Genomic DNA, 15,684 nt, shown 5'->3' on the forward strand with positions numbered 1-15,684 from the left:
TTTTCACCACCTACATGTTATTCCATGAGACTTTTATACAATTCCTTATAAGCAAGAGCCGATTGCTCCCAGCTATAATCTTCAGTCATCGCTTGTTTTACAAGCTGCTCCCACACTGGTTTATCATGATAGAATTCAATTGCACGATGAATCGTATGCAGCATGTCATGTGCATTAAAATTCGTGAAACTGAAACCATTTCCTTCTCCAGTTTCTTCATCATAAGAATGTACCGTGTCGTTTAACCCACCTGTTTCTCTTACAATTGGAATCGTACCGTATGCTAATGCGATAAGTTGTCCAAGTCCACACGGTTCAAACAGCGATGGCATTAAAAACAAATCGCTTCCCGCATACACTTGGTGAGCTAATTCTTCATTAAATCCGATATAAACTTTTACCTTCTCCGGATACTCATATGCCATCCACTCAAAGAATTGCTCATATTCCGAATCACCTGAACCTAAAATAATACATTGTACATCTTCTTCCATTATTTCGCGGAATACAGTACGTACTAAATCAAGACCTTTTTGCTTCGTTAATCTCGTTACCATTGAAATAATTGGTGTATCCTCTTTTTCTGGCAAACCAAAATAACGCTGCAAGGCGCGTTTATTTTCACTCTTTTCATATATTGACTCTGCATCATACTGGGCCTTAATATACGAATCCGTTTCTGGATTATATACGCTCGTATCAATACCATTTACAATGCCGCTAAGCTTATCATTATATTTTCGCAGTAATCCATCTAACTTCTCACCGAAAAATTCATATTGAATTTCTTCTTTATACGTCGGGCTCACCGCTGTAATTTGATCCGAAGCAATAATACCGCCTTTCATAAAGTTTACGTTTCCATAAAACTCTAGCTGCTCACTATGAAAATATTCATCACCAAGCTCTAACAAGTCGTACATCACTTCAGGAGGAAATACACCTTGGAACTGCAAGTTATGAATCGTATATACCGTTTTAATACGCTCATATAACGGGTTATCTTGATACTTTTCACGAAGTAAGAAATTAACCATAGCCGTATGCCAATCATGGCTATGAAGAACATCCACTTCAAAATCAAGGTGCGGAATACACTCTAACACTGCTTTTGAGAAATAAGAAAAACGCTCTCCGTCATCGTAATGACCATACAGAGAATCTCTCTTAAAATAATATTCATTATCTATTAAGTAATACGTAATTCCGTCTTGCTCACCTTTTAAAATTCCACAATATTGATTTCTCCACCCAAGAGGGACGTTAATTACTTTATGTAACGTACATCCATCTCTTAACTTTTGCGGAATGAGACTATAATTCGGAAGTATAATACGAACGTCCACTCCTAATTTTTTTAGCTCTTTTGGGAGCGCACCCGCTACATCAGCTAATCCTCCCGATTTCACAAACGGTACACATTCTGATACTGCAAATAAAATATTCACTTGTTGTCCCACTGCGCGAAAAGTTTTTATTACTCCTCTTGCAGCTTCCTCCCTTCGAGTTTTCATTTAAATTAAAACTTTAATCAGTGGAGGAAAAAGCCCCCACTGATTCTTTAGGAATAACTATTAATCGTACTGTTTTGTACGCTTCCTTTTTCTACAACATACGGCTCATCGGCGCTTCCTTTTAATACGACACCGTCGCCAATTTTCACGTCTTTATCAATAATAACACCGTCTATTATACAGTTATCTCCAATTTGGCTCTTTTGCATAATAATACTGTTACGAATAATTGAACCTTTTCCAATTTTAACCGAACGGGAAACAACACTGTTTTCGACTTCCCCTTCAATAATACTGCCATTTGCAATCATTGTATTTTTCACGACTGCACCCTTTAAATAACGAGTTGGTGGCTCATCTTTTACTTTCGTAAAGATCGGTGCTTCTTTCTTAAATAATTGCTTCCAAATAGCAGGTTGCAAAATTTCTAAGCTATGTTTATAGTAACTTTCAATCGAGTCAATAATTGCTACATATCCAGTATGTTCATATGTAGCAATATGTAATGATTTCCCGCGCTTTTCTCTCACTACATCAAATAAACTGTATTGTTCCACACCTTTATATGACTCAAATAAGTCTAACAATAATTGTTTCTTTAACACGTATGTTTGAAGCGAAACCCCTTCATGGCAAACTTCTGTAATATCAGCTGCCGTATGTATATGTCGCTCTAACACCGCTTGAAAATTTAATGCTGTTACGAGATGGCTATTCGTAATAACAACGTACTCTTCTCTGCTTCTTAGAAAATAATCAATATGTCTTCTAAAGTGTGCAAAAGACCCAAATTCATCTTGGTCACATTGGCAGTTTGGCGGGAATAAAAATAGTCCGTCTCGTTTTCTATCTAAATCCCACTGTTTTCCTGAACCAACATGGTCCATTAACGAACGATTTTTATGGCTTGTAAAAACTGCCACACTATGAATACTAGAATTCACCATATTTGAAAGCATGAAATCAATGAGTCGATAACGGCCCCCAAACGGTAACGCCGCTAGTGAACGATGCCCTGTTACTTTCTTTAAGGAAGGAAAACTTCCCGTTGCATTAATAATTCCTAACATTTTTTCTCCCATTCATTTCATCCCCCTTTTCTATTTCCCTTCAGCAATTAATACTACATCGTCAACATTCTTTTCTGGACGAATGATTGTTCCATCTTCGATAACCATTTCTGATCCAACAATCGCTCTTTCAATCACAACATTTTTACCAATCTTAGCCCCTGGCATAACAACAGAATCAATCACCATACTTCCTTCTTCCACCGTCACTCCTTGGAATAACACAGAATGCTTCACGTCCCCTTCAATGACGCATCCTTCGTTAATAAGCGATTCTTCTACTTTCGCCTTTTCAGCAATATATTGAGGCGGTTCGTTTGGATTGACAGAGTAAATACGCCAATTACGATCGTTTAAATTCAGTGATGTTTCATCGCGAAGCAAATCCATATTCGCTTCCCATAAGCTCTTCACCGTTCCAACATCTTTCCAATATCCTTCAAACGGATACGCCATTAACTTCTTCCCTTCATCCAATAAAAGCGGAAGTACGTCTTTTCCGAAATCGTTACTAGATTCAGGGTTTCTTGCATCCATCTCTAAATACTCTTTCAAAATTGACCAATTAAAAATATAGATTCCCATTGATGCAAGATTACTTCTTGGAAATTGTGGTTTCTCTTCAAACTCAACAATCTCCATTTCTTCATTTGTATTCATAATGCCAAAGCGACTCGCTTCATCCCAAGGTACTTCAATAACAGAAATGGATACGTCCGATTCTTTCTCAATATGGTAATCTAGCATCTTACTGTAATCCATTTTATAAATATGGTCGCCTGATAAAATAAGAACATACTCTGGTTCATATTGACTTAAATAGTTTAAGTTTTGATAAATGGCACTTGCCGTACCTGTGTACCACTTCACACCTGAAGACTCCGCATAAGGAGGTAATACTGTGACTCCACCGCTTACTCGGTCTAAATCCCATGCATTGCCGATTCCGATATAATTATGAAGTTCTAGTGGTTGATATTGCGTTAAAATCCCAACCGTTTCAATACCAGAATTTGCGCAGTTACTTAGCGTAAAATCAATAATGCGATATTTACCACCAAATGGAACAGCTGGCTTGGCTAAATTTTTTGTTAATGCACTTAATCGACTACCTTTTCCCCCTGCTAGTAACATTGCTACGCACTTTTGTTTTTGAGCCATCTTGTTTTTTGCTCCCCTTTCTCGTCTTCACTGGTCGTAATATGGATACGCCAAATGGTGGAATTGTAATCTCTACATGTGCTGCTTGATTATGGTACGGTTCTAGAATTGTCTTAAGACGTTTCTTATTCACTTGCCCCGAACCGCCATATTGCTGTGCATCACTGTTTAAAATCTCGTTATAATACTCGAAATCTGGTACACCTACTTTATAGTTTTCATATGTAGCTTTCGTAAAATTACATACGACAACTAACGCATCTTCTTGTTTATCCCCTTGGCGGATAAAAGAGAAAATACTTTGCTCATTATTATTAGCATCAATCCACTGAAAACCTTCAGGTGAATGGTCAAGCTGCCAAAGTGGTTTTGAGCGCTTATACAATGCTATGAGCTCATTAAAGTAATCATGCATATAACGATGCATTTCAAAATCATGTAAATTCCAATCTAAATCTTCAAGGTCTTTCCACTCATCAAACTGTCCGAATTCTCCTCCCATGAAAAGTAACTTCTTTCCTGGGTGAGTAAAGAAATATCCATATAATAAACGAAGTTGAGCAAACTTATCCCAGTAATCACCTGGCATTTTATTTAATAACGACTTTTTCCCATGAACGACTTCATCATGAGAAAGCGGTAATATGAAGTTTTCAGAGTACGCATATAGTAAAGAAAACGTCATTTTCTCATGAATGTGTTTCCTATATTCAGGCGCACACTCCATATATTTCAGCACGTCATTCATCCAGCCCATGTTCCATTTGTAATTGAATCCAAGCCCACCTTCATACGTTGGAGTTGTTACAAGTGGCCAAGCTGTTGAATCTTCTGCCGTCATAAGAAAATCTTCATCCTCTGCAAACACCGCTTCATTTAACTCCCTTAAAAATGAAACAGCATGCTCATTACTTTGCTCTTGTCCTTCTTTATTCCAGTACAACATGTTCGCAACTGCATCAACTCTGAAACCATCAATATGGAAATATCTCATCCAAAATAACGCATTTGAAATTAAGAAATTACGTACCTCTCTCTTTCCTAAATCAAAATTGACAGTTCCCCATACTGGATTTTCTTGTACATCTTTATCTTTATATTCATAGGTCGGTGTACCATCAAACAAATATAAACCGTGAGCATCTTTACAAAAATGCCCCGGCACCCAATCTAAAATGACACCGATTCCATATTTATGACATTCGTCGACAAAATGCATTAAATCATGCGGCGTACCAAATCTACTCGTCGCTGCATAATATCCCGTTCCTTGATATCCCCAAGAACGATCATATGGATGCTCAACAAGCGGCATAATTTCAATATGTGTAAATTGATGTTCCACCACATATGGAATGAGTTCTTCTACCATTTCCCTGTAAGAATACAGTGTTCCATCTTCTTTCTTTTTCCAAGAACCAAAATGCAATTCATAAACTGTCATCGCTTCTTTATAAATCGATTTTTTCTTTTTCTTACGATTCCAGTTTTTATCATTCCATTCATATCCTTTTATATCAAAAACTACAGATGCCGTATTCGGTCTTACTTCTGCATATACAGCATACGGATCTGCCTTTAAAATGACGTCACCAGCCAACGTTTCAATCGCATATTTATATATTTCTCCTTCTTCAATATGCGGTATAAATAAGGACCAAATGCCTTCTTCTGTCACTTGTAGCATCTTATGTTGCTCATAATCCCACTCATTAAAATCCCCAACAACACTCATTGCTTTCGCATGAGGAGCCCACACTGTAAATCGTACCCCTTGAATCTCATCTTCCGTCACAACATGCGCGCCAAAGATGTTATAACTTTCATAGTACTTTTCTGTATGAAACTCATCTCGTTTCACTTCTTCACAATTTATTACATTCAATATGCTCACCTCACTTAGATGACAGAATTTTTTATACTTTAACTATTTCTGCGAAAAACTGCAATATCCTTGTTAATTTATAAAAAACATTCGTTTTTTTCTTAAAAATGTTAGTTTTTCTTCACATTTCCGTGTAAAATATCGAATTTTGACGAATATTCATTGTAAACGCTTCATTCTACTTCTATATTTCCTCCTATTATTTTTTTCTCAACCTTTATTTTATTAGGTTTATACTATTTTTCATGCTATTTTCCACTCAAAATCAAAACAAAATAATCTGTAATAAAAAATGTTTCTCAACATTTTTTGTCATATTTTTATTGAAACGCGAAATTCATAAGCATATACTTGTTCTCAATAAAGAACTCTGATCTTTCGTAACTATAATTCATAGCGGACTACTATGTTTACTTATTTATCCTTGTTGCGAACGGTTGCTATACAAATTTAACTAGGAGGCTTTCTTATGTCATTAAAACAAAAAGTAGGAATGGGAATTATCACCGCTTCACTTGGCTTATCCCTTACATTCGGCGGTGTATTCGCCTATTTCAGTGATTCAGAAACATCAAGTAACTCATTTCAAGCTGGAACACTAGATCTTTCTATTAATCCAAGTGTAATCGTTAATGTGAAAGATTTAAAACCAGGTGATTTTATTGAAAGGAACTTCAAGCTTGAAAATAAAGGTACATTGGATATCGCAAAAGTAGCACTTGAAACATCATATGAAGTTACAGATGCAAAGCAAAATAATGACGGTGAAGATTTAGGTGATCACATTATCGTCAAGTTTCTAGTAAATGATGGACAGCCATCTAATCCAAACGATGATCATGAGATTGTGTGGGAAACAAAACTATCACAATTAAAAACTATGAAACCTGAAGATGTCGCTACGTCTCTAGAACGTCATAACTTAATAGATGGTATTAAATCTGGTGAAACAGATTACTTACACGTCCTCTTCTCATTTGAAGATAACGACCGAGATCAAAATAAATTTCAAGGTGATTCCCTGCAGCTAAACTGGACATTCCATGCTGAGCAAACAGCTGGCGTGGAGAAATAATTTTTAAAAATATAAATTACCGGAGGCCTATAAATGAAAAAGAAAAATCGTTTTGTTACCGGAATTGTAACAGCTGGCGTTTTGTTTTCAACTGCTATTCCGTTCAATGTACTTGCTGAAAATCCTATTAACCAAATTGAATCTTCAAATGCTCATTCTATATTATCTAAGCTTTCTAAAGAACAACGCCTGGCATTACAAACGGTAGATGCCAACCCTGGTTTTACAATTTCACCAGATATTAATACGAGTAGTTCTGAGCCTGTAAATATCATCGTAGAATTTCAAACTGCTCCAGTAAAGATTAATGAATTAAAACAAAAAGAAAAAGGATTACAGTCTGCTCCTGAAAATATAAAAGCACGTATTGATCAAGAACATGAAGAATTCGAAAAAGGACTAAAACGTCTTTATCAATTCAGCCCATCAGTAAAATCAGGAAACTTCCAGTCTGTACAAATTAAACGTTCTTATAAGCATGCGATAAATGGTGTTGCGATGACATTACCAGCAAATACAGTAGAAGAATTGTTACGGATTGGCGTTGTAAAACGCATTTGGAAAGATTACGAAGTGAAATTAAATTTACCAAAACAAGCTGAGCAAAAAGCACCTCAAAAACTAACAGATAGCATCCCGCAAATTGGAGTAGATAAGTTACATAGTGAGGGCATTACCGGAAAAGGAATTAAAGTTGGTGTATTAGATACAGGTATTGATTACAATCATCCTGACTTAAAAGACGTATATAAAGGCTATCGCGCGAAACCTGGTGAGGACTCTAGCAAAGTAGACCCAAACTCAGTAAAGGGTTGGGACTTTATTAATAACGATGCAGATCCAATGGAAACTACTTATTCAGAATGGCAACAATCTGGTGCTCCTGAATTTGATAGCCGTGGTTCTTCCTTCTACACAGCCCACGGCACTCACGTAGCAGGTATCGTTTCTGCACAAAAGAAGAACCAATCTGATTCAGCAGTAAAAGGTGTTGCACCTGGCATTGAACTGTATAACTATCGTGTACTCGGCCCATACGGAAGTGGAGATAGTTCAGGTATTATCGCTGCAATTGATAAATCTATTTCTGACGGTATGAATGTTATTAACTTATCGTTAGGTGATGATAGCAACAATCCACTCGATCCAACATCTATCGCTGTTAATAATGCAATGCTTTCAGGCGTTGTTACAGTCGTTGCTGCTGGTAACTCTGGACCAAATCCATCAACACTCGGATCACCAGGTGCTTCGCCATTTGCAATTACGGTTGGAGCAAGTGATAGCTCTATTTCCTTACCGAAACTATCAGGTCATGCTGGACAATTACAATTTCCTAACCTAATTCTATTCGGCAAAAACTTCACTGATAAAATAGAAGATTTCAAGGGACAAACTTTACCTATTGAATCTGTAGGAATTGGTACGCCTGACGAGTTTAGTAAAAAAGATGTAAAAGGAAAAATCGCTCTCGTTGCACGCGGTACACTGTCATTTGATGAAAAAATTGCTAATGCAAAACAAGCAGGTGCAAAAGCCGTTATTATTTATAACAATGTGGATGGAGAAATTCCTTTCTACGTTGGCGAAAGTACAAAATACATTCCAGCATTCCGCCTAACGAAAGAAGACGGTGAAAAACTAAAAGCTCAAATCGAACAAGGTAGCACCTCCTTAACTCTCGATGAAATTAATTACATTCAAACAGAAGGCGATCATCTTGCAGACTTTAGCTCACGCGGTCCTGTTACAGCAAATGATGATATTAAGCCTGATATTACAGCGCCTGGTGTCGCTATCCTTTCAACAGTTCCTGAATATATTAACGACCCGCAAGAGGGTGAAAACTACGCTGTTTCCTATGAGCGTATGCAAGGAACATCTATGGCTTCCCCTCATATCGCTGGCGTTGCTGCTCTAATTTTACAAGAACACCCAGACTACTCTCCGTTCGATGTAAAAGCGTCTCTTATGAACACAGCTAATGATTTAAAAGAAAAATATTCCGTATATGAAGTTGGAGCTGGGCGAGTAGATGCTTACAACGCCGTTCGTACAGAAACAAGCTTTAAAGTATTAGATACGACACAAACTGTTGTAAATGATGAAGTAATTGAAGTACCCGAAGAAACTGGATCTATTGCATTCGGTAAGTTTTATCAAAAAGACGGTGAAGCTCTTGAACAAAAACGAAATATAAAAGTAACTAATCATAATAAACAAGAGAAAAAAGAATTTAAAACAGAAATTTCTTATACACCAGCATCGTCTACTATTAACGATGCTGTCGCAAACGGTGTAAAAATCTCTGCTCCAGAAACAATTACTCTTGATGCTGGCAAAACAGGTGAAATTGAAGCAAAAATTAATGTTCCAGCCGGTGTGAAACAAGGCCGATATGAAGGGTACATTCATATTACGAACACAAAAAATAAAGAAGAAACATATCAAATCCCGTTCTCTATTCGTGTATCAGAGCCTGGTATTGAAAATGCAATACTATCAAGAAAAGCAATTTCAACTGATACATCTAAATTCAATCCATACGGTGAATCGTATGTTCACGGAGCATTCCAATTAAACAGCGAACTTGAAACGTTAGATCTTATCGTAAAAGATTCCAAAACAAATAAAGCTCTTGGCTTCATTGGAACATTAAACACGAGTGGCCTAAAAACTGATTTGTATTACTACTTAGATTCATTCTTTAATGGAAAAGTGTATCCTTTTACAAATGATCCTGCAAAACCAATCGGTGATGAGAAAATTAACTTACCAGAAGGAGACTACACAATTGAGTTTGTCGGTTATGATAAGGCTGGGAAAGCACTTGTAAAAGGTGATTATGTTGTAATTGATAATACACCACCAGAAGTGAAATTAACTGGATTAAAACCTGGTATTTACGAGTTAAATGAAGAAAATTATACAGTAGAAGATGGCAAAAAAGCACTATGGATTAAAGGAAATGTATACGATTCAAACGTTGATTACTTAAAAGGAAAAGGATTAAACATTACGCAAGAAGCGAATGGCGTTATGTACTATGACTATTCTCCATACTTGCATAAGTTTTTACCGATTAATGCAAATGGCGACTTTAAAGTTGGCATTACACCTGACTCCTTCAGAACGGAAGGTCCAATGAACACAGGCGTATATATTTTCGATTATGCAACTGCAGGTCCTGACTATCCAAACGGTGTAAATAACTACTGGTTTATCCCGCAAGGTGCTCAATATGCAAAAACTAGTTACGATAAAAAAGAATTATATAAAAATGACGAGTTCACAGTAACACTAAACGCGAAACACGTAAAACAATTTGTTGCTGGGCAATTTAATGTAAACTTCCTAGAGAAGAACTTCAAATTTGCAAATGCGAAATTTAATCCTGCTTTTGAAAAGCTACTTTCCCAAAAAGGGGTAACCGCAAAAGTAAATGAACCGAAACTAGAGGCAGGCTCTGTTACAGTTGGCGGAGCTATCGATGATAAAAATTTTGCTGGATTAGATGGTGATTTCCCGTTCATTGATGTAACTTTCAAAGTAGAAAATGATGAGTTTTATGAAGCAAACGCTCAATTAGAATCACCAATTTTTGTTTACTGGAAACAAGGTGAATCAGAACCAAATAGAATGCGTGTACTTCAAGATCAAACATTCTCAGTTATGTCCTTAAACTCATTAGTAGAAGGAAATATTAAACCTGGTGCATTCTTAAATGAACGCGGATATTTAGATGAAAAGTTCGATTATACAAAGCTTGACGTAAAAGTATATGCGACTGATTCTTACCGTCATAAGTTTGAAGGCTCACTAGATAAATACGGATACTTCAAATTAAATGGACTTCCTGTTAATAAACGCGACTACAACTTATATGTAGAAGTACCAGGGCATTTAATAAGCCGCCTAACTACGAAACTAGGTACTGAAAAAGACGGCAAGCTACTTGGCCAATATTATTATGCACGCCTTGATGAAAACCTTGCAGGTGATGTAAATGGCGATAAAGTAATTGATATAAAAGATGCTGAAATTATCGCTAGCAACTATAGTAAAAAAGGACTATCTGTGAAAGACGGCGACCTTAACAAAGATGGTATTGTCGACGAAAAAGATATTCGCTTCGTTGAAAAGAACTTCTTGAAAAAAGGTCCAGATGCATCTAAATCACAAACACCTGTTGAAAAATCAAAAAGCGGTACACTGGCAGATATTTTAAAGAAATTAGGATTAACGCCTAAAAAATAATAATAAAGAGCACTCTACTTAAAGTAGGGTGCTCTTTTCTATAAACGACCCTGATCCAGCAAAAGGGGTATATTGGGGATATACAAGGGAAACCGGAAAAGGAATTTATATTAAATTATATGAATTCAGAGGTAGGAAGCAGTGTCCCGCCCCTGAATGATTTAGCAATTATTATAGTACTGGTGCCATTGTTTCTTTTAATACTTTTACAGAATGAGCGAACTTCGCTTTTTCTTCTTCATTTAACTCAAGCTCTACGATTTCACGTACACCTTCGCGGTTAATTACAGCTGGAACACCTACGTAAGCATCTTTCTCACCGTATTGGCCTTCAAGGTATGCAGATACAGTTAATACGCTGTTCTCGTTGTTTAAGATTGCTTTAGTTACACGAAGTAGTGACATACCGATTCCGTAGTAAGTTGCACCTTTACGCTCGATGATATGGTAAGCTGCATCACGTACATTTTCGAAGATTTTATCTAAGTCTTCTTGTTTGTACTGTTCGTTGTTAGCTAAGATTGTTTCTAGTTTTTGTACACCGATAGTAGCGTGGCTCCATACTGGAAGTTCAGTATCACCGTGTTCACCAACGATGTAAGCATGAACGTTACGTGGATCTACATCTAAGTAGTCACCTAACATGTAACGGAAACGAGCAGAGTCTAAAGTAGTACCAGAACCAATTACGCGCTCTTTTGGTAAACCAGATTCTTTCCAAGTTACGTAAGTTAAAATGTCAACTGGGTTAGTTGCGATTAAGAAGATTCCATCGAATCCGCTATCCATAATACCGCGAACGATTTGTTTAAAGATCTTTGTATTTTTCTCAACTAAGTCTAAACGAGTTTCACCTGGCTTTTGTGGTAATCCAGCAGTGATAACTACTAAATCTGCATCTTTACAATCTGCATAGCTACCGCTCCAAACTTTTGTTGGTGATGGAGAGAATGGTACCGCATGGCTTAAGTCCATTGCTTCCCCTTCTGCTTTTGCTTCATTAACATCTACTAATACGAATTCTTCAGCTACACCTTGGTTGATCATTGAGTAAGCGTAACTACAACCTACAGCTCCTGTTCCTACTAATACTACACGATTGATACCTTTTTTCATGGTAATTTCCCCTCTCTATTGTTCACATATATTTTTTTATGATTGTTTAAGTAATTAATTAAAATACTAATTTAATGTTGTTTAACTTCTTTACATTCATATTGTAGCACGTATTATTGTGAATTACTTCACAAATTATGACCTATTTGTGAACTTTTTCACATAGAGTGTAAAGTTATTGGAATAGGTGTGGAATCCATTTCAATGGAGGCGTTTTCTTTAGATTGTGAAAGGGATTTTCTTGTGGTTTTTGTCGGTAAGTGAAATTATACCAGCGATTTTTGCAATATATCGACTTACCGACAATACTGACAACATAAAAAAGCTGTCTTCAGTAGATCACAGCTATTGAGAGAAAGCAGCTTCTTCTATATATTATTTATTTTCCACAGTAGCTCCCAGATGCATTTTCATCGGTTTCTCCAAGTGTAGGAGGCTACAGCCATACAGCTGGGGTAAAAGTTCAAGTTGAAGTTAATTCCTTCATATTCATACAGGTCCAAATAATTAACATGATTGTATTTACGGCTCTCTATGTCCCCAACTGCAACAGCGAATACTTCATATTTCTTCTATTGCATAAAAAAGCAGACTATCCAAAGTCCATTTTTATACAACAAAAAAGAGATAGCAGATTATGCTATCTCTTTTAGTATGACCCGTACGGGATTCGAACCCGTGTTACCGCCGTGAAAGGGCGGTGTCTTAACCACTTGACCAACGGGCCAGTTCTGGCAGAGAAGAAGGGATTCGAACCCTCGCACCGCGTTCGCGATCTACTCCCTTAGCAGGGGAGCCCCTTGAGCCACTTGGGTACTTCTCTATAAATATGGCTCCGCAGGTAGGACTCGAACCTACGACCGATCGGTTAACAGCCGATAGCTCTACCACTGAGCTACTGCGGAACAATTATGGTGGGCCTAAATGGACTCGAACCATCGACCTCACGCTTATCAGGCGTGCGCTCTAACCAGCTGAGCTATAGGCCCATAATTGAAAAGCGGGTGAAGAGAATCGAACTCTCGACCAGAGCTTGGAAGGCTCTTGTTTTACCACTAAACTACACCCGCATTAAATTGTAAATGGTGAGCCATGAAGGACTCGAACCTTCGACCCTCTGATTAAAAGTCAGATGCTCTACCAACTGAGCTAATGGCTCATTTTGAAAGTGGTGCCGACTAGAGGACTTGAACCCCCAACCTACTGATTACAAGTCAGTTGCTCTACCAATTGAGCTAAGTCGGCTTGCAACTTCAAAATGGTGGCTCGGGACGGAATCGAACCGCCGACACGAGGATTTTCAGTCCTCTGCTCTACCGACTGAGCTACCGAGCCTTTATGTAAAAATGGCGGTCCCGACCGGGGTCGAACCGGCGATCTCCTGCGTGACAGGCAGGCATGTTAACCACTACACCACGGGACCATTTGGTTGCGGGGACAGGATTTGAACCTGCGACCTTCGGGTTATGAGCCCGACGAGCTACCGTGCTGCTCCACCCCGCGATGATAAAATATTTACTTTAGAAAAAATGGAGGAGGTAGAGGGATTCGAACCCCCGCGCGACTCTCGCCGCCTGTCGGTTTTCAAGACCGATCCCTTCAGCCGAACTTGGGTATACCTCCGAGATATATACGTCTAATGGTGGACCTTGTAGGACTCGAACCTACGACCGGACGGTTATGAGCCGTCTGCTCTAACCAGCTGAGCTAAAGGTCCTTTATGGTAGCGGCGGAGGGGATCGAACCCCCGACCTCACGGGTATGAACCGTACGCTCTAGCCAGCTGAGCTACACCGCCATAAATGATATTAATATAAGTGGAGCCTAGCGGGATCGAACCGCTGACCTCCTGCGTGCAAGGCAGGCGCTCTCCCAGCTGAGCTAAGGCCCCATGTTTTTTAGGAATATCGGGAAGACAGGATTTGAACCTGCGACCCCCTGGTCCCAAACCAGGTGCTCTACCAAGCTGAGCCACTTCCCGTTAATAAAAGCGCGCCCGAGAGGAGTCGAACCCCTAACCTCTTGATCCGTAGTCAAACGCTCTATCCAATTGAGCTACGGGCGCATATGGTGCCGAGGGCGGGGGTCGAACCCGCACGGTGGTCACCCACCGCAGGATTTTAAGTCCTGTGCGTCTGCCTGTTCCGCCACCCCGGCATGTCATATTGAAAATTGGAGCGGAAGACGGGATTCGAACCCGCGACCCCAACCTTGGCAAGGTTGTATTCTACCACTGAACTACTTCCGCAAGACATGTATGAGTTATTTAATTAAAAGTGCGGGTGAAGGGAGTCGAACCCCCACGCCAAAGGCGCCAGATCCTAAGTCTGGTGCGTCTGCCAATTCCGCCACACCCGCATATTAATTTATTTAAGAAAAATGGGGCGACTGATGGGAATCGAACCCACGAATGCCGGAGCCACAATCCGGTGCGTTAACCACTTCGCCACAACCGCCATGATTTCTGGTGCCGACTAGAGGACTTGAACCCCCAACCTACTGATTACAAGTCAGTTGCTCTACCAATTGAGCTAAGTCGGCTAAATGGTGGAGGATGACGGGATCGAACCGCCGACCCCCTGCTTGTAAGGCAGGTGCTCTCCCAGCTGAGCTAATCCTCCATTTGCCTGGCAACGTCCTACTCTCACAGGGACAAGGTCCCAACTACCATCGGCGCTAGAGAGCTTAACTTCCGTGTTCGGTATGGGAACGGGTGTGACCTCTCTGCCATCATTACCAGACTGTATTCATTTAAGACAAGAATTATTGTAACTCATTTACTTTCGAAAGTCAACAAGTTTTTTATATTCTTTCAAAACTAGATAACATTGCTTCATATTATATGGTTAAGTCCTCGATCTATTAGTATTCGTCAGCTCCACATGTCACCATGCTTCCACCTCGAACCTATCAACCTGATCATCTTTCAGGGATCTTACTAGCTTACGCTATGGGAAATCTCATCTTGAGGGGGGCTTCATGCTTAGATGCTTTCAGCACTTATCCCTTCCGCACATAGCTACCCAGCTATGCCCTTGGCAGAACAACTGGTACACCAGCGGTGCGTCCATCCCGGTCCTCTCGTACTAAGGACAGCTCCTCTCAAATTTCCTACGCCCACGACGGATAGGGACCGAACTGTCTCACGACGTTCTGAACCCAGCTCGCGTACCGCTTTAATGGGCGAACAGCCCAACCCTTGGGACCGACTACAGCCCCAGGATGCGATGAGCCGACATCGAGGTGCCAAACCTCCCCGTCGATGTGGACTCTTGGGGGAGATAAGCCTGTTATCCCCGGGGTAGCTTTTATCCGTTGAGCGATGGCCCTTCCATGCGGAACCACCGGATCACTAAGCCCGACTTTCGTCCCTGCTCGACTTGTAGGTCTCGCAGTCAAGCTCCCTTATGCCTTTGCACTCTACGAATGATTTCCAACCATTCTGAGGGAACCTTTGGGCGCCTCCGTTACACTTTAGGAGGCGACCGCCCCAGTCAAACTGCCCACCTGACACTGTCTCCCGGGTCGATAAGACCCGTAGGTTAGAATTTCAATACAGTCAGGGCGGTATCCCACCAGCGCCTCCACCGAAGCTAGCGCTCCGGT

The 15,684-nt window shown here is 39.6% G+C and carries 7 protein-coding genes, 22 tRNA genes and 2 rRNA genes (1 of these 31 running past the window's edge); 2 read left to right on the plus strand and 29 right to left on the minus strand.

All coding sequences use genetic code 11. The annotated features are described in order from the left end of the window. Positions 1–17: 17 nt before the first annotated feature. The 4 genes from glgA to glgB all read right to left on the minus strand — a co-directional run bounded on the left by glgA (position 18) and on the right by glgB (position 5,630). The gene (gene glgA / locus GD442_RS23885; protein ID WP_086692120.1) at positions 18–1,448 is read right to left on the minus strand and encodes a glycogen synthase GlgA; all 1,431 of its coding nucleotides are present in this window, start codon (positions 1,446–1,448) and stop codon (positions 18–20) included. A gap of 113 nt (positions 1,449–1,561) precedes the next feature. Continuing rightward, positions 1,562–2,596, minus strand: coding sequence for a glucose-1-phosphate adenylyltransferase subunit GlgD (gene glgD, locus GD442_RS23890; RefSeq protein ID WP_000504168.1), 1,035 nt, complete (start codon positions 2,594–2,596; stop codon positions 1,562–1,564). An 18-nt stretch (positions 2,597–2,614) separates the two neighbouring features. Continuing rightward, on the minus strand, positions 2,615–3,745 hold the full coding sequence (gene glgC, locus GD442_RS23895; RefSeq protein WP_000057619.1) for a glucose-1-phosphate adenylyltransferase: 1,131 nt from the start codon (positions 3,743–3,745) through the stop codon (positions 2,615–2,617). Next, the gene (glgB, locus tag GD442_RS23900; protein WP_063548917.1) at positions 3,693–5,630 is read right to left on the minus strand and encodes a 1,4-alpha-glucan branching protein GlgB; all 1,938 of its coding nucleotides are present in this window, start codon (positions 5,628–5,630) and stop codon (positions 3,693–3,695) included. The genes glgC and glgB overlap by 53 nt, the downstream gene beginning before the upstream one ends. 469 nt (positions 5,631–6,099) lie before the next feature. Between glgB and GD442_RS23905 the strand changes: the two genes are divergently transcribed. Together GD442_RS23905 and GD442_RS23910 are read left to right on the plus strand one after the other, a co-directional pair. Further along, positions 6,100–6,705, plus strand: coding sequence for a CalY family protein (locus tag GD442_RS23905; protein ID WP_000053927.1), 606 nt, complete (start codon positions 6,100–6,102; stop codon positions 6,703–6,705). A 33-nt stretch (positions 6,706–6,738) separates the two neighbouring features. Next, complete coding sequence (locus GD442_RS23910) at positions 6,739–10,962, plus strand: S8 family serine peptidase (protein ID WP_159365216.1); 4,224 nt, start codon at positions 6,739–6,741, stop codon at positions 10,960–10,962. 171 nt (positions 10,963–11,133) lie between these two features. On the opposite strand, the gene GD442_RS23915 is transcribed toward GD442_RS23910, so the two are convergent. From GD442_RS23915 to GD442_RS24035, 25 genes are all read right to left on the minus strand, one after another. Continuing rightward, positions 11,134–12,078, minus strand: a complete 945-nt coding sequence (locus tag GD442_RS23915) for an L-lactate dehydrogenase (protein ID WP_000715339.1) — start codon at positions 12,076–12,078, stop codon at positions 11,134–11,136. Positions 12,079–12,733: 655 nt separating this feature from the next. After that, positions 12,734–12,805, minus strand: a tRNA-Glu gene (locus GD442_RS23920). Between the two features lie 5 nt (positions 12,806–12,810). Next, positions 12,811–12,901: transfer RNA gene (locus GD442_RS23925), tRNA-Ser, on the minus strand. Positions 12,902–12,908: 7 nt separating this feature from the next. Next, positions 12,909–12,983 (minus strand) — tRNA-Asn (locus GD442_RS23930). 7 nt (positions 12,984–12,990) lie between these two features. Continuing rightward, a tRNA-Ile gene (locus GD442_RS23935) sits at positions 12,991–13,067 on the minus strand. A gap of 10 nt (positions 13,068–13,077) precedes the next feature. Beyond that, a tRNA-Gly gene (locus GD442_RS23940) sits at positions 13,078–13,148 on the minus strand. A 13-nt stretch (positions 13,149–13,161) separates the two neighbouring features. Further along, positions 13,162–13,237 (minus strand) — tRNA-Lys (locus GD442_RS23945). Positions 13,238–13,247: 10 nt separating this feature from the next. Further along, positions 13,248–13,323 (minus strand) — tRNA-Thr (locus GD442_RS23950). Positions 13,324–13,337: 14 nt separating this feature from the next. Beyond that, positions 13,338–13,413 (minus strand) — tRNA-Phe (locus tag GD442_RS23955). A gap of 12 nt (positions 13,414–13,425) precedes the next feature. Then, positions 13,426–13,501, minus strand: a tRNA-Asp gene (locus GD442_RS23960). A gap of 3 nt (positions 13,502–13,504) precedes the next feature. Continuing rightward, positions 13,505–13,581: transfer RNA gene (locus GD442_RS23965), tRNA-Met, on the minus strand. Positions 13,582–13,608: 27 nt separating this feature from the next. After that, positions 13,609–13,701, minus strand: a tRNA-Ser gene (locus tag GD442_RS23970). A 17-nt stretch (positions 13,702–13,718) separates the two neighbouring features. Continuing rightward, positions 13,719–13,795: transfer RNA gene (locus tag GD442_RS23975), tRNA-Ile, on the minus strand. Positions 13,796–13,799: 4 nt separating this feature from the next. After that, positions 13,800–13,876, minus strand: a tRNA-Met gene (locus tag GD442_RS23980). 20 nt (positions 13,877–13,896) lie between these two features. After that, positions 13,897–13,969 (minus strand) — tRNA-Ala (locus tag GD442_RS23985). Between the two features lie 16 nt (positions 13,970–13,985). Then, positions 13,986–14,059: transfer RNA gene (locus GD442_RS23990), tRNA-Pro, on the minus strand. A 10-nt stretch (positions 14,060–14,069) separates the two neighbouring features. Continuing rightward, a tRNA-Arg gene (locus GD442_RS23995) sits at positions 14,070–14,143 on the minus strand. Positions 14,144–14,146: 3 nt separating this feature from the next. Further along, positions 14,147–14,235: transfer RNA gene (locus GD442_RS24000), tRNA-Leu, on the minus strand. 16 nt (positions 14,236–14,251) lie between these two features. After that, positions 14,252–14,326, minus strand: a tRNA-Gly gene (locus GD442_RS24005). 29 nt (positions 14,327–14,355) lie between these two features. Beyond that, a tRNA-Leu gene (locus tag GD442_RS24010) sits at positions 14,356–14,436 on the minus strand. A 22-nt stretch (positions 14,437–14,458) separates the two neighbouring features. Beyond that, positions 14,459–14,534 (minus strand) — tRNA-His (locus GD442_RS24015). A 9-nt stretch (positions 14,535–14,543) separates the two neighbouring features. Then, a tRNA-Thr gene (locus tag GD442_RS24020) sits at positions 14,544–14,619 on the minus strand. A 4-nt stretch (positions 14,620–14,623) separates the two neighbouring features. Next, positions 14,624–14,699: transfer RNA gene (locus GD442_RS24025), tRNA-Val, on the minus strand. A gap of 4 nt (positions 14,700–14,703) precedes the next feature. Then, a 5S ribosomal RNA gene (gene rrf, locus GD442_RS24030) occupies positions 14,704–14,819 on the minus strand. 101 nt (positions 14,820–14,920) lie between these two features. Next, positions 14,921–15,684: ribosomal RNA gene (locus GD442_RS24035) — 23S ribosomal RNA — on the minus strand (it continues 2,158 nt past the right edge of the window).

This window comes from Bacillus sp. A260, from assembly GCF_009861435.1.
GTDB classification, from domain to species: Bacteria; Bacillota; Bacilli; order Bacillales; family Bacillaceae_G; genus Bacillus_A; species Bacillus_A cereus.

Coding starts and splice junctions, on each gene's coding strand:
- glgD (WP_000504168.1), bottom strand. CDS start 2,596: ATGGGAGAAAAAATGTTAGGAATTATTAATGCAACGGGAAGTTTTCCT.
- glgC (WP_000057619.1), bottom strand. CDS start 3,745: ATGGCTCAAAAACAAAAGTGCGTAGCAATGTTACTAGCAGGGGGAAAA.
- GD442_RS23905 (WP_000053927.1), top strand. CDS start 6,100: ATGTCATTAAAACAAAAAGTAGGAATGGGAATTATCACCGCTTCACTT.
- GD442_RS23910 (WP_159365216.1), top strand. CDS start 6,739: ATGAAAAAGAAAAATCGTTTTGTTACCGGAATTGTAACAGCTGGCGTT.
- GD442_RS23915 (WP_000715339.1), bottom strand. CDS start 12,078: ATGAAAAAAGGTATCAATCGTGTAGTATTAGTAGGAACAGGAGCTGTA.